The 19,990-nt window shown below is 60.8% G+C and carries 14 protein-coding genes and 2 pseudogenes; 11 read left to right on the top strand and 5 right to left on the bottom strand.

Annotation, left to right across the window (positions count from 1 at the left end; all coding sequences use genetic code 11):
* Positions 1-19 precede the first annotated feature (19 nt).
* Genes KEC45_RS17945 through KEC45_RS17965 form a run of 5 tightly spaced genes read left to right on the top strand, consistent with a single transcriptional unit; the run spans position 20 to position 6,668 of the window.
* Positions 20-1,273, top strand: coding sequence for a sarcosine oxidase subunit beta family protein (locus KEC45_RS17945; RefSeq protein WP_242774202.1), 1,254 nt, complete (start codon positions 20-22; stop codon positions 1,271-1,273).
* Entirely contained in the window at positions 1,273-1,548 is a 276-nt protein-coding gene (locus KEC45_RS17950; protein WP_242774199.1) for a sarcosine oxidase subunit delta, read from the top strand. The genes KEC45_RS17945 and KEC45_RS17950 overlap by 1 nt, the downstream gene beginning before the upstream one ends.
* Positions 1,545-4,385: a 2Fe-2S iron-sulfur cluster-binding protein gene (locus KEC45_RS17955; RefSeq protein ID WP_242774196.1), complete on the top strand. Its 2,841-nt coding sequence runs from the start codon at positions 1,545-1,547 to the stop codon at positions 4,383-4,385. Before KEC45_RS17950 ends, KEC45_RS17955 begins: the two co-directional genes overlap by 4 nt.
* Complete coding sequence (locus KEC45_RS17960) at positions 4,375-4,878, top strand: hypothetical protein (protein ID WP_242774187.1); 504 nt, start codon at positions 4,375-4,377, stop codon at positions 4,876-4,878. The genes KEC45_RS17955 and KEC45_RS17960 overlap by 11 nt, the downstream gene beginning before the upstream one ends.
* A complete protein-coding gene (locus KEC45_RS17965; protein WP_242774184.1) occupies positions 4,875-6,668 on the top strand; it encodes a DUF885 family protein in 1,794 nt (597 codons plus the stop codon). The genes KEC45_RS17960 and KEC45_RS17965 overlap by 4 nt, the downstream gene beginning before the upstream one ends.
* A gap of 539 nt (positions 6,669-7,207) precedes the next feature.
* Here the strand turns inward: KEC45_RS17965 and KEC45_RS17970 are convergent.
* Positions 7,208-7,435: pseudogene (locus KEC45_RS17970) on the bottom strand (IS5/IS1182 family transposase); the annotation flags it as partial.
* 36 nt (positions 7,436-7,471) lie between these two features.
* Here KEC45_RS17970 and KEC45_RS17975 point away from each other — a divergent pair.
* A pseudogene (locus tag KEC45_RS17975) lies at positions 7,472-7,837 on the top strand (IS3 family transposase); the annotation flags it as partial.
* A 219-nt stretch (positions 7,838-8,056) separates the two neighbouring features.
* Here the strand turns inward: KEC45_RS17975 and KEC45_RS17980 are convergent.
* Together KEC45_RS17980 and KEC45_RS17985 are read right to left on the bottom strand one after the other, a co-directional pair.
* Entirely contained in the window at positions 8,057-8,617 is a 561-nt protein-coding gene (locus KEC45_RS17980; protein ID WP_242774180.1) for a TetR/AcrR family transcriptional regulator, read from the bottom strand.
* 155 nt (positions 8,618-8,772) lie between these two features.
* Positions 8,773-10,953, bottom strand: coding sequence for a TonB-dependent receptor (locus KEC45_RS17985; protein ID WP_252171218.1), 2,181 nt, complete (start codon positions 10,951-10,953; stop codon positions 8,773-8,775).
* Positions 10,954-11,079: 126 nt separating this feature from the next.
* On the opposite strand from KEC45_RS17985, the gene KEC45_RS17990 reads away from it, so the two are divergent.
* Genes KEC45_RS17990 through KEC45_RS18000 form a run of 3 tightly spaced genes read left to right on the top strand, consistent with a single transcriptional unit; the run spans position 11,080 to position 14,302 of the window.
* Positions 11,080-12,639, top strand: a complete 1,560-nt coding sequence (locus KEC45_RS17990) for an AMP-binding protein (RefSeq protein WP_242774170.1) — start codon at positions 11,080-11,082, stop codon at positions 12,637-12,639.
* A complete protein-coding gene (locus tag KEC45_RS17995) occupies positions 12,636-13,931 on the top strand; it encodes an MFS transporter (protein WP_242774167.1) in 1,296 nt (431 codons plus the stop codon). Before KEC45_RS17990 ends, KEC45_RS17995 begins: the two co-directional genes overlap by 4 nt.
* An 11-nt stretch (positions 13,932-13,942) precedes the next feature.
* Positions 13,943-14,302 carry a nuclear transport factor 2 family protein gene (locus KEC45_RS18000; protein ID WP_193749245.1) on the top strand — a complete coding sequence of 120 codons (360 nt, stop codon included), beginning with the start codon at positions 13,943-13,945 and terminating at the stop codon, positions 14,300-14,302.
* On the opposite strand, the gene mlrC is transcribed toward KEC45_RS18000, so the two are convergent.
* On the bottom strand, positions 14,299-15,879 hold the full coding sequence (gene mlrC, locus KEC45_RS18005) for a microcystinase MlrC (protein WP_252171219.1): 1,581 nt from the start codon (positions 15,877-15,879) through the stop codon (positions 14,299-14,301). The two genes, KEC45_RS18000 and mlrC, sit on opposite strands and share 4 nt — an antisense overlap.
* Before the next feature lie 96 nt (positions 15,880-15,975).
* Between mlrC and KEC45_RS18010 the strand changes: the two genes are divergently transcribed.
* Positions 15,976-16,986, top strand: coding sequence for a CPBP family intramembrane glutamic endopeptidase (locus tag KEC45_RS18010; RefSeq protein WP_242774160.1), 1,011 nt, complete (start codon positions 15,976-15,978; stop codon positions 16,984-16,986).
* 5 nt (positions 16,987-16,991) lie between these two features.
* Entirely contained in the window at positions 16,992-18,263 is a 1,272-nt protein-coding gene (locus KEC45_RS18015) for a peptide MFS transporter (RefSeq protein ID WP_242780670.1), read from the top strand.
* On the opposite strand, the gene KEC45_RS18020 is transcribed toward KEC45_RS18015, so the two are convergent.
* A complete protein-coding gene (locus KEC45_RS18020; RefSeq protein ID WP_242774156.1) occupies positions 18,247-19,872 on the bottom strand; it encodes a serine hydrolase in 1,626 nt (541 codons plus the stop codon). The genes KEC45_RS18015 and KEC45_RS18020 overlap by 17 nt on opposite strands.
* Positions 19,873-19,990 lie beyond the last annotated feature (118 nt).

Raw genomic sequence — 19,990 nt, forward strand, 5'->3', positions numbered from 1 at the left:
GTATTGTAACGAAAGACAGATGCGACCAAAGACGCCCTTCAACGCGTGGTCCCTGATCCGGGGAGGCTTTTCGCGGCAGCAGGTCTGGCAACCGCAGTGGCGCAAGGCCGAGCCCAAACGGAGCTACGACGTCGTCATCATTGGCGGCGGAGGCCACGGGCTGGCAACAGCATATTACCTCGCCGCGCGCCACGGCCTGCGCAATGTCGCAGTGCTGGAGAAGGGCTGGATTGGCGGCGGCAACACGGGCCGCAACACAACCGTCATCCGCTCGAACTACTTCTATCCCGAGAGCGCTGCCTTCTACGATTACGCCTTGTCGCAGTACGAGCAGCTTTCGCGCGAGCTTGATTACAACATCATGTTCTCTCGCCGGGGGATGTGGGTTCTGGCCCATGACCCGCACCAGCGCGACCGGATGCGCCATTCGGCGAACGCGATGCGGCTGAACGGGGTCGATTCCGAGTTCCACGACGCCGAGAGCGTCTATGCCGCCATCTCTGGACTCAACCCCGATCCGCGCCACAGGATCTGGGGCGGGCTGCTGCAACCGCGCGGCGGCACCGCGCGCCACGACGCGGTGGCCTGGGCCTATGCGCGGGCGGCCAATGCGCATGGCATCGACATCATCGAGCAATGCGAGGTGAACGGCTTCGATCTGGTCCGCGGACGCGTCACAGGGGTGAAGACCAGCCGCGGCATGATCGGATGCGGCAAGATCGGCGTCGCGGTCGCCGGACATTCGAGCGAGATCGCAAGGCTCGCGGGGCTGACCCTGCCGATCCAGTCCTATGCCTTGCAGGCCTTTGTCACCGAACCGGTCAAACCCTGCCTCGATACCGTCGTGATGTCTCCGGCGACAGGCGCCTATGTCTCGCAGACCGACAAGGGCGAGCTGGTGCTGGGCGCGGGGCTCGATCTCTATCTGTCCTATGCCCAGCGCGGCAATCTGCCGTGGATGGAGCGCGCGGCGCAGGGTCTGGTCGATCTGTTCCCGCAGTTTTCGCGGCTGAGGTTCCTGCGCCAATGGGCCGGCATCTGCGACGTGACCCGCGATTCCTCGCCGATCATCGACGAGAGCGCGGTCTCGGGGCTCCATTTCAGCTGCGGCTGGGGCACCGGCGGCTTCAAGGCGATCCCGGCGGGCGGCGTGTGCCTTGCACATCACCTGGCCGCAGGAGAGCAGCATCCGCTCGCCGCCTTCGCCAGCTTTGAACGCTTTGTTACCGGCCGCCTCGTTGACGAGGCCGGCGCTGCGGGGATTGCTCACTGATGCTGCGGATAGCCTGCCCCTTCTGCGGCCCGCGCCCGGAAAGCGAGTTCCACTGTGCCGGCGATGCCAGCCGCCGCCGCCCGCCCGCCGACGCGAGCGATGCCGAGTGGACGGACTACCTCTATTGGCGCGCGAACCCCAAGGGGCTGCACCGCGAACGCTGGCTCCATGCGCTGGGCTGCGGGCAGTGGTTCATCGCCGAGCGCGACACGGTAAGCCATGACATCAGCCGCAGCGAGCCGCTATTCGCCCTCGGCGGCGGAGACGCGACATGACAGCCTGGCGTCTCCCCGAAGGCGGCGCCCTTATCGACCGCGACAGTCCGCTGCGCTGGCGCTGGACCGGACGGGGGCTTGGCGGTTTTGCCGGTGACACGATTGCCTCGGCGCTGCTCGCCAACGACGAGGTTCTCGCCGCGCGCAGCTTTAAATATCACCGCCCGCGCGGGCTGATCGGCGCAGGTCTGGACGAGCCCAATGTGCTGGTGCAGCTGGGCCGCGGCGCACGTACGGTGCCCAACCTCAAGGCGACCGCCGTTGCGATCGAAGACGGCCTGGAAGCGGCGCCAGTCAATTGCTGGCCCTCGCCCGGGTTCGACCTGTTGGGCATCAACGCGCTGATCAGGCCCTTCATCCCGGCCGCGTTCTATTACAAGACCTTCAAATGGCCCGACTGGCACCTTTTCGAGCCGCTGATCCGGCGCGCGGCGGGCCTGGGCAAGGCCCCTGCCATCGCCGATCCCGACCGCTACGAACACGCCTTCGTCAACTGCGATGCTCTGGTGATCGGCGGCGGACGGTCGGGCCTTGCAGAGGCCCTCGCCCTCGCGCAGCGCGGCCTTGATGTTGTGATCGCCGAACACGAACCGTTCTGGGGCGGGCATCGCCGGGGCGCGAGCGCGCAGAACGACGCAGAGCTTGCGCAGCTGGTGGCAAGCCTTTCCGCGTTCGGCAATGTACGGATGTGGCCGCACACGCTGGTCTTCGGGGCGTATGACCACAATGCCTTCGGCCTGCGCCAGATGATCCTGGACCCGCAGGACGATGCCCCCCGGGAACGGCTGATCCACCTGCGCTGCAAGCAATGCGTTCTGGCAAGCGGAGCAATCGAGCGCCCGCTCCTGTTCGCCAATAACGACCTGCCGGGCATCATGCTGGCTTCGGCGGGCCTTGCCTTTCTGCACCGTCAGGCTGTCGTTCCGGGTCGCCGGATCGGGTTTGCCGTCAACAACGATGCCGGCTGGGAGGCGGCCCGGGCCTATCTGCACCGGGGTGTGCGCCCCGCCTTTGTCGTCGACAGCAGGCCGAACCCGCAGGGCCCGGCAGTGGAGACGCTGTGCCTTGCCGGGGTGCCGGTCCTCGGCGCAGCCCGAATCGAAGGCGCGGCCGGTCGCAGACGATTGCGCGGTGTGCGTGTATCGGGGCAGTTCGGCAGCCGGAACCTTGCGTGCGATGCCTTGCTGGTTGCGGGCGGTTTCAACCCGGCTGTCAGTCTCCATTCCCAGGCATCGGGCCGGCTTGCATGGCGCGAGGATCTGGCGAGCTTCGTCCCACGCGAGCATCTCGCCGGATGGCGGGTCCTCGGGCGCGCTGCGGGCAAGGGCCTGCCGCCCGTGCCCCCCATCGCCATTCCCGATCCCAATGCCGGACCGAGCGGTAGCGTATGGGTCGATTACCAAAACGATGTCACGGTTCGCGACGTCGCTCTGGCGGCGCGCGAATCCTACACCTCAGTCGAGCATCTCAAGCGCTACACCACGATGGGCATGGCGACCGATCAGGGCAAGACCTCGACAGTCAATGGCCTTGCAGTCGTGGGCCACCTGACCGGCCGTGCGCCCGCAGAAGTCGGCACGACCCGCTTCCGCCCGCCCTATGATCCCGTCACCGTCGGCGCTTTTGCAGGCGACGCACGCGGGGCGCTTCTCGACATGGTCCAGCGCCTGCCTGCCCACGAGCGGCACCTGTCGCTCGGCGCGCAGATGATGGAATATGGCTCGCACCTGCGGCCAGCAGCCTATCCTGCACCGGGCGAGATGCTCGATGCGGCCATCACGCGCGAGGTTCAGGCGGTGCGCGAGGCGGTCGGCCTGTTCGACGCCTCCCCGCTCGGCAAGATCGAGGTCCACGGACCCGATGCGGCACAGTTCATGGACCTCGTCTGCGTCGCCGCAATGGCAAGCCTCGCGCCCGGACGCTGCCGCTACACCTTGTTCGCCGCCGAGACGGGTATCCTGATCGACGACGGCGTCTGCGTGCGCCGTGGGGACGGCAGCTTCATCCTCGGCACCAGCAGCGGCGGGCGTCAGCGCATGCTGGCGCAGCTGGAGGAATATCTCCAGTGCGAATGGCCGCAGCTCAAGGTCGCCATGATCGACGTCACCGACCAATGGGCAGTGCTCACGTTGGCCGGCCCGCGGGCGCGCAGCGTGCTCGAGAGCAGCGGAATCGCGGTCGATCTTTCGCCCGATTCTCTACCGCATCTCGGCTATGCTGAGGGCAGTTTCGAGGGCAGGCCGATCAGGCTCTCTCGCGTGTCCTATACCGGCGAGCTCAGTTTCGAGGTTTCCTGCCCGGCGGATCTGGCGGATGATATGGCGGGCCAGATACTGACCGTTGGGGCTGGACACGATATCATCCCCTTCGGGATCGAGGCGCTCGACGTGATGCGCATCGAGAAGGGCTTTCTGCATGTCGGCAACGAGACCGATGGCACGACAATGCCGCAGGACGTCCGCTTCGGCGCGGCGCTGGCCCGCAAGGCTTCGGACTTCATCGGACGGCGCGGTGCATTGATGCCGGTCGGCAGAGACCCGGGCCGCAAGCAGCTTGTCGGGCTTGCAAGCCTAGATGGATCGCACCTCCCCGTCGGCGCGCATTTGCGCGCGGCAAGCGGGATGGGATCGGACGGGTGGGTCACCTCATCGGTCATCTCGCCGACACTCGGCTGCCCGCATGCCCTCGCCATGATCGCTGATGGCGGGGCCCGGATCGGCGAGGTCATTGCGCTATGGGATCTCGGTCCGGACAATCGTGGGCGCACCTATCGGGCGCGCATTGTCGACCCATGCGCCTTCGACCCGGACGGCGGGAGGATGCGCGATGCAGCTTGATCCGGCGATGTACGAGAGGCTTGCCGAAGGCGATCTCGCCCTCGCGCGCTATGCCAGCTGGCGGCGCGGCGGCGGGATGGTTGCGGCTGTCGAGGGAATCGCGCAGGCAGCGTCTTTCGGCGAACTTCAGCCGGTGGGCGATGGACATGCCGCCGCCGTCGCACCCGATCGATGGGTGTGGATCGCGACCGGCGTCAGCGCCGCACCCGCCGCCGCACCCGATTGCATCGCCGCCGATGTTTCGGCCGCAGTCGTCGGCTACCGCATCGGTCGCTCGCGGCTTGACGCGCTGCTGCGCCGGCACGCGCCTGCCGCGATGGACGCAAACCTCCTCGCCCCGGGCTTCCGCAGGGTGGGGTTCGCGACATGGACCGTCGAGCTGGCGATCCTTCCCGACCGCCCGGCCCTGGTGATCGTGCCGCGCGGTCACTCCCCCAATTTCGAGGCCCTCGCAGGGCACAGCAACGCAGACAACAAGGATGTCATGGCATGATCCGACACGCGTTCCTCGCCGCATGGCTGATAGGCGCAGCTCAACTTGCTCAAGCAAGCGAACATCAGGGCCGCGTGGCCGGATCGGACAAAGCCGAACAGCCATCCTGGATCGTCGCGGCCATCGCCGAGGAGTCATGGCAAGGAGTGCTGGCCAGCGACAATGCCTTGCGCGATGCGGCGGGGTTGCCCTTCGTCGGCGTCAAGGACATCGACCGTGCCGAAGCCGAGCGCGATGCTGCGGCTGCCCGAACGCTGCTCGCCCGTCTGCGGGTGATTGACCCTGCCGCGCTCACGCCGGACGAGGAGATCACGCGCCAGTTCCTCATCAAGTTCAACAAGGACATCGCCGAAGGCCCGGACAACTGGGTGCACGACTTTGCGATCACACCCTATAGCGGCGTTCTGCCTCTCAATGGCCTCATTGAGCTCGCCTCCAAGTGGCCGCTCGCCACCCCAAAACAGCGCGCGGAATATCTCTGGCTGCTCACCGAGATCGGTGACCGGCTAGACCAGATGAAGGAGAGGACCATCGCCCAGCGCGATGCCGGGATCTATCTTGCCAAGCCTGCCATCGCGTCGCTGCGCGCGACCTATCTCGCGCTCGCTGGCGGAGTGGAGGCACGGCTGGTGCCAAGCCCTGCGCGGCTCGCCGCGATGCCCGACAGCGGCGCGGAGAGTTTCACCGCTGCGGCGCGCGGCGCGGCTGCGGCAAGGATCACCGCCGGCCTCACAGACATCGCGGTGCTGCTCGATGCCGATTACGAGACCCGCGCGCCTGCTGCGATCGGTCTTTCGCAGTATCCCGGCGGCCGCGAGCGTTATCGCCGCGCGATCGCCACCTACACCACCACCGACCAGTCGCCCGAACAGCTCCATGCGCTCGGCCTTCAGTTGGTTGCGAACACGCAGCGTCGCCTCGCCGAACTGCGCGTCCGGATCGGCTTTGCCGGGAGCCAAGCAGACTTTCACCGCATGTTGGACACCGATCCGCGCTTCCGCGTCGCCGATGCCGGGGCGCTGGAAGCCTTGTACCGCAAACAGATCGTCCGGATTGAGCCGCACATTCCCCGCTATTTCGGCCGCCAGCCGAAAGCAGGCTACGGCATCCGCCGCATCCCCGCCGCCAGCGAGGGCGGTGTCGCTTTCGGCTATTACGAGAAGCCTTCGAGCGTCGAGCCTCTGGGCCTGTTCCGCTACAACGGCGCCAACCTCGACAGGCGCTCAATGGTGCAGGCTGCGGCGATCAATTACCATGAACTAATACCAGGGCACCACTTCCACCTCGCCCTGCAAGCCGAGCACACGGCGCTGCCCCCGATCCGCCGTGAACTCGCAAGCCTTCGCCTCAGCGCCTACAACGAGGGCTGGGCCCAGTATGCCGCCAATCTCGCGATCGAAATGGGAGCGGTGAAGGATCCCTATGACCATTATGGTCTCGTCGCGCTCGACGCGATGATGGCGGCGCGGCTGGTGGTGGACACCGGAGTCAACGCTCTGGGCTGGGATTTCGAGCAGGCCCGCGACTACCTCGTGGCCCATACCATGATGTCTTCCGAGCAAGCCTCGGCCGAAGTGCTGCGTTATGCGACCGATGTTCCCGGCCAGGCGCTCGCTTATAAGCTAGGGCACGAGAAATTCGCGCACCTGCGCCGCGAAGCCGAGGCCGCATTGGGGGCAGGTTTCGATATCAGGGAGTTCCACGATACCGTGCTCTCGCCCGGAGCGGTGCAGCTTGATCTGCTCGAAACCCACGTCCGCAACTGGGTGGCGGAGATGCGCTCGCGCTAAACGCCTTTGCAGACAGGCCGAGAAGCCAATTTTACGATTTTTCTCGAATTGGCTGTGGGTTCGCCCGGGCGTATGCTTGATCTAAGCAAAGTAGCAGTTTCCATAATCGAACGCGCCAGCACCATCGGATCGTCCATGGATGGCCAAAAGTCTCCTCATTACCAGAAACAAGCGGCTTCCTCGTCTACGGCCAACACTGGCGATGGAGGCGTCAATGCACTAACAATCCGAATGGACCAGCCCGTGGGGGCCGATCATTCCGCAAAGCGGATTAGTGCATCAGGCGCAAAGCGGTCCTCGTGCGGAACGCAGACGACGCGCAGTCTGCATCGGGAATTATGTCGAGCGATATAAAATTTTCCGCGGAGAATTCTCGTCCCAGACGTCTTCCCCCAGTAACCGCTCGCCACGTTTCCGAATGAAAGAACTAGCCACTTGGATGGCCGCCCAACCGGCATTCTTCGAACGCTCAATCTTGTCTTCCGGCGTATCGGCGTCCTTAAGGTTAGGACTGATTCGTCAGTGCCAGAAGATGAGATTGCGGCGAGTACTACGGCCGAAAAGAAGGCGTTTTGGCACCGATCATAGCGGGTCGCGACGCGCCGCCAGTCTTTCAGTCGGCCGAACATGATCTCGATGCGGTTGCGGCGTTTGTAGCGGCGCTTGTCGTAGTGGAGCAAATCGGCCGCGCCAGTGTAGTCGCTGACCTGCCCAGCGGTCATGAAAAAGGTGATCGGACGACCATTCGCATCGGTCACGGCATGCACCCCACCGCGCAATGTGGCCCGGAAACAGCGCTTACCTGCGAGACGCATGTCCGCTATGGCTACCGGCGGGTGTATTACATCCTCCGCCGCGATGGCTGGGCCGTGGACAGGAAGAAGGTATACAGGCTTTACAGGGAGTTGGGCTTGCAGCTGCGCAATAAACCGCCCAAGCGCCGTGTGAAAGCGAAACTGCGGGAGGATCATGCACCAGCGATCCGTCCGAATGATGTATGGGCCATGGGCTTTGTGCACGATCAGTTGGCGACTGGTCGGAAGCTGCACATTCTGACAGTGGTCGACACGTTCTCGCGGCTATCGCCCGTGGTCGATCCTCGGTTCAGCTATCGTGGTGAAGATGTGGTCGCCACGCTGGAACGGGCATGCAGGGAGATCGGTTATCCCCCCGATACGGCTGGCAAACTCAGCCGGTGCAACCAGCCCACCGGACGTGAGTAAGGCGGAAAACTTTAGACCCGCATGGTCCAAGGTTGGGTAGCAGCGCAACAGCTCGACCGGGGCTCGAATGGGCCGACCTCAAACTTCAAGTCCGGCGATCCTAAGGTCCGGCTCAGCCCATCAGACCCATTCAAGAAGTGCCGAGAACGATCCGCCCCGACGCCCTCACCCGACGTCAACGGTTTGAATGCCTCCAAGGACGAAATCACGCACGAGAGCGGCAAGCTGCTCGAGCTTCAGCTTCCCGTCTGGATTATACCAAGTGTAGGTCCAGTTGATCGTACCGTAGATGAGCAAGGTTATCGGTGTACGAAAAGCTGCAGCTTGGGAGATCTCCGGTCTGATCTTGGCTACGATTGCTGTTAGCAGCTTAACTGGTGCGTCCTCGATCGCGCGCAACTCCTCCTGCTGCTCGCTTGTCAGAACCGTCATTTCATTGAACAAAACCGGGTAGTTGATGCGGTAATTGTCATAGATCCGCAGGCATTCGAGGATGAATTTGTGCAGTGAGACCTCGGGAGCAAGCTCCTCGATATCGATCGCTCCAAGTCGAGCTCGAACGACCTCTAGAAAGTCACGCAGCAGTGTGAAGAGAATGTCCTCTTTGGTCGGGAAATAATGATAGATCCAAGCCTTGGAGGCTCTACAGGCTGAAGAGAGCTCAGAGATCGAGGTTTTCGCAAAGCCTTGCCGAGCGAAGAGACCCGAGGCAGTATCTAGGATCAAACGCTTTTTATCTTCATGGTCCTTAGCCCTAACTCCGACCATATACTGTCATCTCCGCCTCAGGTTCGCGTTGACCTTACACTTGGTCGATCGGAGATCAAGCGCGGATCCCAGCCTTATCCCCGGCACCGGGGCGAGATCCGCGCCTTTCGAAATCAGAAACGGCCAGCAAGCCGTAAGCCCCAGGTACGCCCCAGCTGCCTGGTAACCAGCGTGTTCAACCCGACACCAAGCGGAGCCGGGAACCCACCTTCGGAAATCAGGATTACGTCCTGTTTGTCGGCGAGGTTGTTGACAAAGCCGACGAGGTCGAAATGCTTGCCGTAAATGCCAGCCGAGAGGTTGATAGAAGCATATGACGGCGTTGTACGAGCTGCCGAGTTCTCGCGATCGCCGAACGTACTCGAGCGATAGAGATATTCGCCGCGCGCGCCCAGCGACCAGTCGTCGCTAACCGGGACTCGCAAGGTCGCCGACAGGTTGCCAGTCCACTTGGGAGCCCCGGGCAGCCGGTTTCCGGAAAAATTCAGCGCCCCGTCGGTGTACCTGCTATATTTTGCATCGGTGTAGCCAAGTACTCCATTCACCGTCAAAATGCCGGTCGGTCGCACGGTCAGTTCCGCTTCCAACCCCTGCAGTCGGGCCGATGCGGCGTTGGTCACGATAGCTACGACAGCACCGCCACCGCCGAGGACTTGGGTAAGCTGCGGCGTCTGAATGTTGGAATAATCCTGCCGAAAGGCGTCGGCGTTGAACGTGATGCGATTGTCGAGGAACTGTGCCTTGATACCCAGTTCATAGTTCCAAAGGCTCTCGTCACCAAAACGCAGGGCTTTGAAAGTCGTGATGCGCGGCGAAGTGATGTTGTCGACGTTCCATCCACCCGACTTGAAGCCCTTCGAAGCCGTGCCATATACCATGATGTCGCGTGACGGCTGGTAGCGAAGCGTAAAGGTGGGCGAAACATCTGTCGCGCTGATCCTGTCAAACTCCTGCGGCAGGTTGGGGGCGCCGATCAGCGGAAAGCCTATCTGCTGATAATTGAGGCGCTTGGCTTCGTCGGTGTAGCGAATGCCGACAGTGGCAGTCAGCTTATCGACAAGTTCCCAATCCACACTTGCGAACGCAGCCACTGCTTCAGTGTCAGCCTCGCCAAAGGTATTGCCGACCTGCCCCCTCAGCGGTGCAAATCTGCTGTCAGGACCGAACGTACTTTGTGCGAAGTTATCGGTATCCTGGCGGAAGAGATAACCGCCGATCAAATAATTGATACGCTCGGCAAGTTTGCCGGACAAACGCACCTCTTGCGAAAACTGGGTCTGCTTGGACGCAGACTCGCTTACGACGATCGAGAGTGGGCCGACGTCGGAATCATTGGTTCTCTGGTTTTCGGCCCATCGATAAGAAGTAATTGACGTAAGGGTCGCCCCGAAGCCAGTTTCAATGTCAGCTGTTAGCGCGAGTCCTTTGGTCTTGCGCCGGGCGAGATTAGGGGTGTCGACGTTGCTTTCATAGCGTCCAGTCGGTCCGCCATACCCGGCAGAAACCTCATCTACGTAGCCGTAGTTGTCCTCTTTCAGGTAGTCGGCCGACAAAACGAGCTTGACCAGATCGGAGGGTTTCCAAAGGATCTTTGCACGGCCCCCGTAGCTATCGTCGTTTGCGAAGCGCCGATTGTCGATCAGGTTACGGACGTAGCCATCCCGTTTAACCCGAAATCCGCCCACACTTACCGCAAGACTGCTGGAGAGCGGCGCTGAGATAAACCCCTGTGCTTCGAAACGGTTGAAGCTGCCGGTTGAAAGTTCGAATTGGCCGGTGGGCGTGAAGCTCGGGTTGCGCGTGACGATACTGATCGCTCCGCCAATTGCATTTTTGCCGAAGAGTGTCCCTTGCGGTCCGCGAAGGAACTCGACCCGCTCGACGTCATAGAGCGGGGAGTCAAATGTGTAGCTTTTCCCTTGTACCACACCGTCGATGTAGACCCCAATTCCGCTGTCGAATCCGGGATTGTAGCGTGACTGGCTCGAGACGCCGCGCACGGTAATAGTGGCAAGTGGACCACCGCTAAATGTTACGTTGGGAACAGCAGCTGCCAGTTCCGAGACCCGCACATTGTCACGTTCGGCAATCTTGTCGGCTGAGACTGCCGAGATCGCGATCGGCACATCCTGAAGGCGCTCGGTGACCTTCCGGGCCGTGACAACGATTTCATCAGGCGCCTTGTCGTCCTGTGCATCGTCCGCTGCTGCGGGCGTATTCTGCGCGAGGGCTGCAGGCGCAGCTGAGACCATCAAAGTGACCAGGGTCGCCCAAGCAATTGATCGACGAATCATTTTGTTTCTCCCCCAAATTGGTGCAGTGAAACTGCCATTAACCGACCAGCCGGTCAATATATGATTGTAACCTGCTTTTGACCGATATAAGCAAGGGGTCGTGTCCGGTGCGGTGGAGAATCAAGAATGGGGATCGAGTTGGGCGGGTCGCTGGGATCTCTCATCGCGAGAGCCTGTAAACGCTGGCATCCTCGCATTGCGCTTGAATGGCCGGGAGGTTCACTCACTTACGCCGAACTGGGCAATCGCATTTCTCAGTTCATCTCGGCCTTTGGCTCGCTCGGGCTCGCCCGTGGCGGGGCCCTGGCAATTATGGCGCCAAACCTTCCCGAAACCGCTATTGCCAATGCTGCAGCTATGGTTGCCGCCATCCGCGTCACGCCGGTTTCGCTCTTCATGTCCGACGAGGATCTGGCCTACATCCTTAGCGATGCCGAGATTGACGTCATACTGGTCGCACCTGAGCAGGCCGAGCGAGTAGCATTGTTGGCGATGAATCTGGACCGTGTTATCCAGGTTGCGACTCTCGGTGCAGCCCAACAAGGCATCGACCTTATGGCGCGGGCTAATACAGCCGCCCCGTCCATACTGGAGTCAGTCGCTCAATGCGGTGATATCGCGGTGATTGCTTACACTGGGGGGACCACCGGCCGGCCAAAGGGAGTCGTCCATACCCACAGTTCGACTCTGGCAACGGTTTTGATGGCAGCAAGTGAATGGGAATGGCCGAGTCCCACGAATGTCGTAGCCGTCACTCCGGTGTCACATGCAGCGGGAATGCTATGCTACCCTGCATGGCTGAGAGGCGGAACCTTTCATCTATTACCTTCATTCGAGCCGGCGGGCTTGGCGGACTATGCGCGCAGGCACAACGTCACCGCAACTTTCCTCGTCCCGACGATGATCTACCGGTTAATCGACCTTGCAAAGGATACTGGGCTCGATCTTGGACCGCTCGAAACGATCATTTATGGCGGCGCGCCGATTGCCATTCCGCGTCTTGTTGAAGCGATCGAGCTTTTCGGACCATTGTTCATGCAACTCTATGGCCAGACTGAGGCGCCAACCTGCATCGCTTATCTGGCCCGGGAACAGCATGTGCTGAGTCGTCCAGATCGATTGGGTTCCTGTGGAGTGCCGCTGGCCAGTGTGGATATCCAACTTGTTGATGCAGATGGCGCGCCCGTCCCCACTGGTGAATGCGGGGAAATATGTGTCCGTGGGGCCTTTGTGATGCAGGGCTATTGGCGGCGTGAAGCAGACACTGACGAAGCGATGCGTGATGGCTGGCTTCGAACTGGCGACGTGGGACGCTTTGATGAAGACGGCTACCTCAGCATCGTCGATCGCACTAAGGATCTGATTATCACGGGCGGCTTCAACGTCTACCCGAACGAGATTGAGCAGGTCATTGCAGGTATTCCGGGGGTTCTGGCCTGCGGCGTGGTAGGCATCGATGATCCGCATTGGGGCGAGGCCGTTACAGCATTCATCGTCCCTGTGGACTTAACCAACACGCCTGATCCTGCTGAGGTCGCGCGTGTTGTCCGGGAGCGCCGAGGTGCAGCCGCAGTTCCCAAGCGCATCGAATTCATCAAAGCCTTGCCGGTCACGCCGATCGGTAAGATCGACAAGAAAGTGCTGCGACTATGGCGACCAGATGCAGTTGAGGCGCATTCGCAATGACCTCGACCAACGCCAAAGCAACCGTCTCTTCCCGAGCTGGCTGGTGGGCAGCTGTACTGTTCACTGTCGCCGCAATGGTTTCCTACACTGACCGCTTCATACTTTCGCTGCTCGTTGATCCAATCGAACGCGAACTTGGCATTAGCGATGCGCAGTTTAGCATCATTGTAGGTGCAGCGTTTGCGGTCTTTTACACTGCCATGGGTGTTGCCGCAGGTTGGCTGGCCGACCGCCACAACCGCAAACGCATGATCATTTTCGGAATACTGATCTGGAGCATCGCAACGATTGCGACCGGTTTCGCTCGTGATTTCGAGTCGATGGTCATCTTGCGCGTTGCTGTCGGCACAGGCGAGGCAATGCTTATGCCTGCTGCGGTATCGATGCTCGCCGATATGTTCCCACCGGAGCGGCGGAGTATGCCGCTGGCGCTGCTGATGCTCGGAATGATCGCCGGAAACGGCTTTGCCTTTCTGTTGGGCGGGGCACTGGTTGAGCTGGCTGGTCACCAGGCATTCAGCGGACTACCTGTGCTGGGTGGACTCTCTGGCTGGCGCATCGTCATGGTAATTGCTGGCACGCCTGGAATTTTCCTTGCGGCAGCGATCGTTTCCATCCGCGAACCAATGCGTGCTGTTAGCCGACCGCCCAATTCGCTGGCAGAACCGTTGGCGTGGATTTGGCGGCAACGAAGACAGCTTGCCCCCATCTACTTTGGATGCGCAGCTCTCTCGCTCGGCGATTTCGCGCTGGTCAGTTGGGCGCCTTCGCTCATGATCCGCAGCTATGGTGTCTCGACCTCTTCGACCGGCTTCATCTTCGGTGTGCTTGCCATCCTTGCCGGATCGCTAAGCGCGCTAGCCGGGGGGGCTGCCGCCGGTCGACTGAGAGCCACAGCCAAGGGTGACCGACGACCTGCCGCGATTATTGCCGCAACGATCGTGGGACTGGCCGGTACGGGATTGCTGCTAGTTCCAAGCGCTTACGGCGTCATTGGCGCGATCTCGGTCTGGGGTTTCTCGAGCGCCTTCGCACAAACAGTTTCACTGCCCCTGTTCCAAGAGCGTCTCGTCGACGAGGTGCGCGGAATTGGCTCATCATTGGGCGGCGTGTTTAATATCATGCTCGGGCTGAGCATTGGTCCAGTCCTTGTTCCCGTTTTCAAGGACCTGGGCATGGCGCTGGCCCCGGCGTTACTCATGGCAATGGCAATTGCCGGCACGGCTGCAGCGGCGCTTTTTGCGATGCTGGTGCTCCGTCTTCCGGCCTCCACTGCCGAGCCTCGCTCTTAATGGATCTGTGCATGTCCCAACAAAAGACGATCAGCCTTCTGGACCCGGTGATTCGCCAGTTGGAGCGATTCAACGCACACGATGCCGAAGGCTTTGCCGCCTGTTTCTCATGCGATGCGCGATTTGAACAATTGACGGGTCCGCCAGTGGCTGTGGGTCGCGCGGAAATCGTACAGGTCTATAGGCGGTTGTTTGCTAGGGTCCCCAGCCTTCGGATGGAGCTCATCGGGCGGATGATCCGCGACAACTACGTCGTTGATCATGAACTTGGCGAAGGTGACCCGACGCGCGGCCCGGATGGTCGCTTTGAGACCATAGTCGCCTATCGTGTCGCTGGCGATTGCATCGATGGGGTCTGGTTTATTCGCTAGGCTGAAAAGTCGACAGGCTCGAATGGCCACATCGGCCGGGAGCGCTTGTGATAGTGACGGATGGACGACTGCTGGCTCGAAGCGACGTAGATCACACTGCGCCCCATGTCCCCGAAACCGATTCTCCACTGCTCGGACGACTTTACGGCAACGTAGCGCTTTTTCGCAGGTTCGACACCGACCGCCCGGAACATCTCGGGACCGTAGCACTGGTCCCGAATCTCGCTGACGATGATGTCGAGACCGCCAGTACTAATGCAAACGACACGTCCCAGGGGCGGCCGGGAACCCTGCAGGTTTTGGGTGACATTCTTGGCAAGCCCTGTGATTTTGCCGCGAACGTCGAGAGGCAGCCCGGATGCCTCGCCGACCTTGCCACCGACACGCAGCGAAAAATCGGCACCAAGGCCCGCTTCAAAGGCCAATCGTACTGCGAGAGGATCCCATATCGGACCAATGCATGCCGGGATCAGTGCATTATCCAACATCGCCCGGGCCAATGCCATATTGTCACCCGAAGCCCCACCGCCGGGATTGTCCGAACTATCGACCAAAATTACGGGAAAAGCGGTCGCAGCCTTGGCAAGCTCGATATCGGCCGCAAAGCTTCGCTCTGGGCCGTTACCTTTCATGATCGGAGCCATCGCTTGGTATCGGCGAGCAAAGTCTTGTGCGATCGACGCTGCAGCCGGCTGGTCATTGTTGGTATAGATCAGCACTTTCGACCCCATGCGCGCTACATCGCCCGCACGAAAGCCTTGGATCAGTGAGCCGGAAAGGACTTCCCCTCGCCGCTCGCGCTCGATCAGCTCTGCGACCAAGTCCTTCATCGGTGACGACTGCGTCGTCAATCCGCCGACCATCCGGCAGTCGAACAGGCTTGAGGTCGGCCTGATCTCGCCCGCACGGACTCTCTCGAGCAAATCGAGAAGATCGCGCGCGCGCTCGACATAGTCCGTATGCGGATAATATTTGAACGCCACAATGACATCGGCAGCGCGGACCATTCGCGGCGACAAGTGAGCGTGAAGATCAAGCTCAGCCCCTAGCGCTACATCTGGCCCGACAATCGCCCGGGCACGCTCGAGAAGGTCCGCCTCGCACTCGTCCTCCCCGAAGGCAAGCATTGCGCCGTGTAAACCGAAAGCCACGATATCCACCGGCATTGCCCGTCGCAGTTGATCGAGGATCTCGTCGCGCAGCAGTTGGTAGGCTTGCGCGCTGACCGGACCACCCGGCATGGCGAAGGCACAGGTTCCCTCGATGACCTCGTAGCGTCCCTCGCGGGCACGCTCTCGAGCGGCCCAAAGCGGTCCGGTCGCCTCGGTTGCGAAATCCGGGTGCTCTCCGGGGCGCCAGAGCATCGTCGCCTGGAATGCATCCAGTCCGGTTGGCAAGGGTGAGAATGAATTCGTCTCGGTGCCGAAGGTCGCCACAAACACGCGCAACCCTCGACCCAGCAGGGTTGCACCTGTCGCCTTCGATCCAGCCATCGACAATATGCCTCCCATCAATGTTCGACGATCAAGCATAACACGAGTCTTCGGTTTGATGTTGTTCGCAGCAAGCCGCTGCATCTCCATCTCATAGATCAACCGAACGGACAGTCAATTCTTGTTGACCGTCTCGGGTCGATCTGAAATGTTAGCTGAAAGGAACGGGAGAATTGAATCATGCGGGAGTTTGTCAAACAGCGACCTTTGCTCTGCTTCTATGCGTTGGCGATCCTGATCGCTCTCGCGGCCCATGCGCTACGCGCGATGAGCCCGACTCCGCTCGGCCCGATGTTCAAGATGCTGCAAGAGACGCACGCTCACCTCAACATTATTACCGCTGTCAGGTCCACGTTCGAGTATCCGGGAGCCTATACGCTTTTGCTGTTTCCGGCCGCCCCAATGTTCGCGGCTCTTATCGTAACCGGTATCGGCTATGGGCGTGCAGGATTTCGTGAACTGCTGAGCCGCTGCGCCCCGTGGCGATCGCCTGTTTCCTGGCGTCAGGGCGTTACTGTCATAGCTGTGTGTTTCCTTGCGTTCTTCGCGCTCACAGGAATTATGTGGGTTCAGACATTCATCTACGCTCCGCCTGGTACGCTTGATCGCACCTTCCTGCGCTATGGGTCAGATCCCCTCGCTATTTATGCGATGTTGGCAGCATCTCTGCTACTCAGCCCTGGCCCACTGCTCGAAGAACTGGGCTGGCGCGGCTTTGCGCTGCCGCAGCTCCTCAAGAAGTTTGACCCTCTGGCCGCAGCGGTGATCCTCGGCCTCATGTGGTGGGCTTGGCATTTGCCGCGCGACTTGCCGACGCTGTTCTCCGGCGAACCTGGCGCGGCCTGGGGCGTTATCGTCAAGCAATTCGTTATCATTCCGGGGTTCATTGCCGGCACCATCATCGCTGTCTTCGTATGCAACAAGCTCGGCGGATCGATGTGGGGTGGCGTGCTCATTCACGCGATCCATAACGAACTGGGCGTAAACGTCACTGCCGAATGGGCTCCAACGGTTGCAGGGCTTGGGTGGCGCCCTTGGGATTTGGTCGAATTCGCCGTGGCCATTGGGCTCGTCCTGATTTGTGGAAGGAGCCTTGGTGCCGCATCTCCTGACAATGCGCGATTGGCTTGGGGCAACGTGCCGCCAAAGCTGCCGGGCGTAGCGACTGACAAGTCCGGCGCGAACGCGTGAGCAACATGTCCCGGTGGGTTCCGAAAACATTTCGGGATCACCCAGCGGTCTTACTGCTGGCTGCGACGGAAATGTGGGAGGCCTTCTCCTATGTCGGGCTCAGAACCGTACTGGTCTACTACCTTACGCAGGACCTGGGCTATTCGACCGAGGACGCCTCACTTATCTATGGGACGTTCCTCGGCGTAGCCTATGTAACGCCAATCCTAGGTGGGTGGATCGCCGATAGGTTTATTGGCCGATCGGCGGCAATTGTCGGTGGCGCATTGCTGAAGATGGCCGGGTACATCGGCCTTTTGTTTGGCGCGAACGTTACGGGCTGCCTCGCCGCAATTGTCATTGGCAATGGCCTGTTTCTTCCAACTCTGCCCGCTACGCTGGGTGCTCTTTTCTCGCCGAACGACCCCGATCGCCAGCGCAGTTTCAGCTTCTACTATCTCGCAGTGAGCGCTGGTGCGCTGCTGGCACCGCTGATCTGCGGCACGCTTGGAGAGAATTTCGGCTGGCGGTACAGCTTCCTCGCTTCCGCTACCGGGCTTGCAGCAGCCATCGTTATCTTTCTCGCCGGACGCCATCTTCTGCCTCCAGACCGACCTGGAGCAGCGTCCCATCTGGTCGACGAAACGCCGGTGGCGCAGGCGAGCCAGTCCGTCATCCCGCTCCTGGCAGGTGTCCTTGCAGCAGTAATCGTCTTGCGGGTCGCTTATGAGCAACTCGGCAACACTGTCGCGCTTTTCGCCGCCAGCCAGGTCGATCGTTCGCTAGGGGCAGATATCACCATCCCTTATACCTGGTTTCAGTCGCTCAATCCGCTGGGGGTCATTCTGTTCACCCCGCTCCTCGTCTGGGGCTGGCGTAAGGCCGCCGCGAGAGGTGGCTCGCAGAACGACTATTTCAGGATGGCCATTGGTAGCTGCATCATGGCCGCGGCCTTTATTGGGCTCGCTTTGATCATCCAGCTCGGGCAACCCGGTCAGATTTTCTGGCCTGTTCTTGCAGCATTTTTTCTGATGGTAACCTTTGGCGAGTTGTGGGTGCTTCCGGTCGGTCTCAGTCTGTTTGCGCGCCTAGCGCCTGCAGGGCGAGGTGCAGTCACCATCGCGTTCTGGTATAGCGCGCGAGCCGCTGGCAATTTTCTTGCCGGATTGATGGGGCGCGCCGAACCTGCACTCGGATATGGCAACTTCTTCCTGCTTTGCGCAGTGTTTCCGCTGCTGGCAGCAACGATCTTCGTCGCGATCGGCAAGCGCTCGCGGCGAGCTACGGAAGCCGTCTGAACTCTATCCCGCTCAGATTGACGGTGTGAAATGTAAAGATTTGAGGACCAACAGCATGCAACGAAAATGCAGCGTCCGGGCCCACAAGGTCATCTGCCAGCGCAGCCTCTAAAGGCACTGCACCTGCAGGAGTATCCAACGACCATCCCTTCAGATCTCTTGACAGGGTCACAGTGATGCCAAGCTCATCGCTGCGATATTGTCCGGGCCGAAACAACTTGGTTTCAAGTGCGCCAGTTCCGACATAATCGTACGGAATGGGTCCACTTTCAGTCCACTGAACGACACGCTCGATTCCAACCTGTGCGACTGCATAGCTTAGCAGAACACCCCGGCGCGCGCGGTAGATGCCGTCCTGGCGGCGCGTCACTTTCTCAGCTCTCATATTGTAGCTGACAATCGGCTCACCGTCTCGGTGAGCGACGATGAGATACTGTCCGTACAAGGGATCGCGATAATAGCCGTCAGGCGCGGAGCGCAGGTCGCCAACTTTCCCCAGGCGTTTCATTTCGGCAGGATCAATTGCGCGATCAAATGCTGGATCGGGCGCCCCCGGCTTCACGAGCAAAGCAATTTTGCGCGCACGCTCAGCTGGCGCGATATCGTCGCGATTGCACATCACGCTGATACCAATGCCGCTGTCCGGATACAGCACATCCATGGCGCGATTGCCTACAACCAAGCCCGAATGCGACACAACACGCTCGCTTTGCCGATCATCCACGAACAACCCACCGGCATAATCGACAGATCTGCCAGAACGCAGTTTCCCGTTCGCGAGGCGGGCCACTTCGAGTGCCTCACCGCCGGTTGTCGCCGCGAGCGATGCCCCATGCCAAAGAGCAAGATCGCCAACATTAGTCCGCACGCCGCGGTCGCCATAGCCTTGCCAGGTCCAGGCTGCGGAGACAAAGCTACCGTTCTTGTCGATTTGATAGCCGCGCGCGTCACCTGCAACGAGACTGGTCGTATCAAGCGTTGCGCGAGTTTCCGTCATGCCCGCCGGAATGAAGAGCCGCTCCCGCGCAGCATCCGGAAATGACTTTCCGGTTAGGCGTTCCACGATTTCTGCGAGCAGGAAGTAATTGGTGTTGACGTAGGAAAAACGACGGCCAGGTGGGCCGTCGAGTCCGCGTTGCGCCTTGACGAAGGCCAGCACTTCCTCGCGGGAATGGGGTTTGCTCTCATCGTCTCCGCGTGCCCTGAATGCATCGAAATACTCGCGAATGCCGCTGGTGTGGTGCAACAAGTCCGCGACCGTGACCGGATCGTAGACCTTAGGGAGGTCAGGCAGATAGGTGCGGATAGATGCCGCCAATTTAAGTCGGCGTTCCTGTACCAAGATCAGGATGAGAGCGGCCGTGAACTGCTTCGATGTTGACGCCAGTTCGAAGCGTGTTGCGGGTGTGATCGGCTCGCGGGTGGCTAGATCAGCAAGTCCAAAGCCGCCCTGATAGAGAACCTTGCCGCGCAGATCCACAGCATAAGCGCAGCCCGGTTGATCCGGCCGGATATCAGCAAATACCGCATCGAGCTCCTTCGGATCGACATGGGAAGTCGCCATTGGCATTGCGACCGTCAGCGCCAGGAAAAGCTTTGTTGCAGTCATCAGATCTTGCCTCGCTCATTCAGCCAATCGAACCGCTGGATTTCCAGCGCATTTGATGGCAAAGCGATATTTCATATTCCGCCCGGTCGGTCAATCAAAGAGAGGGATTTCCTGATGC

This window comes from Sphingopyxis sp. USTB-05, from assembly GCF_023822045.1.
Classification (GTDB): Bacteria; Pseudomonadota; Alphaproteobacteria; order Sphingomonadales; family Sphingomonadaceae; genus Sphingopyxis.

Bases quoted from the DNA above. Each gene is read 5' to 3' on its own strand.
- KEC45_RS17945 (WP_242774202.1), top strand. From the start codon at position 20: ATGCGACCAAAGACGCCCTTCAACGCGTGGTCCCTGATCCGGGGAGGC.
- KEC45_RS17950 (WP_242774199.1), top strand. From the start codon at position 1,273: ATGCTGCGGATAGCCTGCCCCTTCTGCGGCCCGCGCCCGGAAAGCGAG.
- KEC45_RS17955 (WP_242774196.1), top strand. From the start codon at position 1,545: ATGACAGCCTGGCGTCTCCCCGAAGGCGGCGCCCTTATCGACCGCGAC.
- KEC45_RS17960 (WP_242774187.1), top strand. From the start codon at position 4,375: ATGCAGCTTGATCCGGCGATGTACGAGAGGCTTGCCGAAGGCGATCTC.
- KEC45_RS17965 (WP_242774184.1), top strand. From the start codon at position 4,875: ATGATCCGACACGCGTTCCTCGCCGCATGGCTGATAGGCGCAGCTCAA.
- KEC45_RS17985 (WP_252171218.1), bottom strand. From the start codon at position 10,953: ATGATTCGTCGATCAATTGCTTGGGCGACCCTGGTCACTTTGATGGTC.
- KEC45_RS17990 (WP_242774170.1), top strand. From the start codon at position 11,080: ATGGGGATCGAGTTGGGCGGGTCGCTGGGATCTCTCATCGCGAGAGCC.
- KEC45_RS17995 (WP_242774167.1), top strand. From the start codon at position 12,636: ATGACCTCGACCAACGCCAAAGCAACCGTCTCTTCCCGAGCTGGCTGG.
- KEC45_RS18000 (WP_193749245.1), top strand. From the start codon at position 13,943: ATGTCCCAACAAAAGACGATCAGCCTTCTGGACCCGGTGATTCGCCAG.
- mlrC (WP_252171219.1), bottom strand. From the start codon at position 15,879: ATGCAGCGGCTTGCTGCGAACAACATCAAACCGAAGACTCGTGTTATG.
- KEC45_RS18010 (WP_242774160.1), top strand. From the start codon at position 15,976: ATGCGGGAGTTTGTCAAACAGCGACCTTTGCTCTGCTTCTATGCGTTG.
- KEC45_RS18015 (WP_242780670.1), top strand. From the start codon at position 16,992: ATGTCCCGGTGGGTTCCGAAAACATTTCGGGATCACCCAGCGGTCTTA.
- KEC45_RS18020 (WP_242774156.1), bottom strand. From the start codon at position 19,872: ATGACTGCAACAAAGCTTTTCCTGGCGCTGACGGTCGCAATGCCAATG.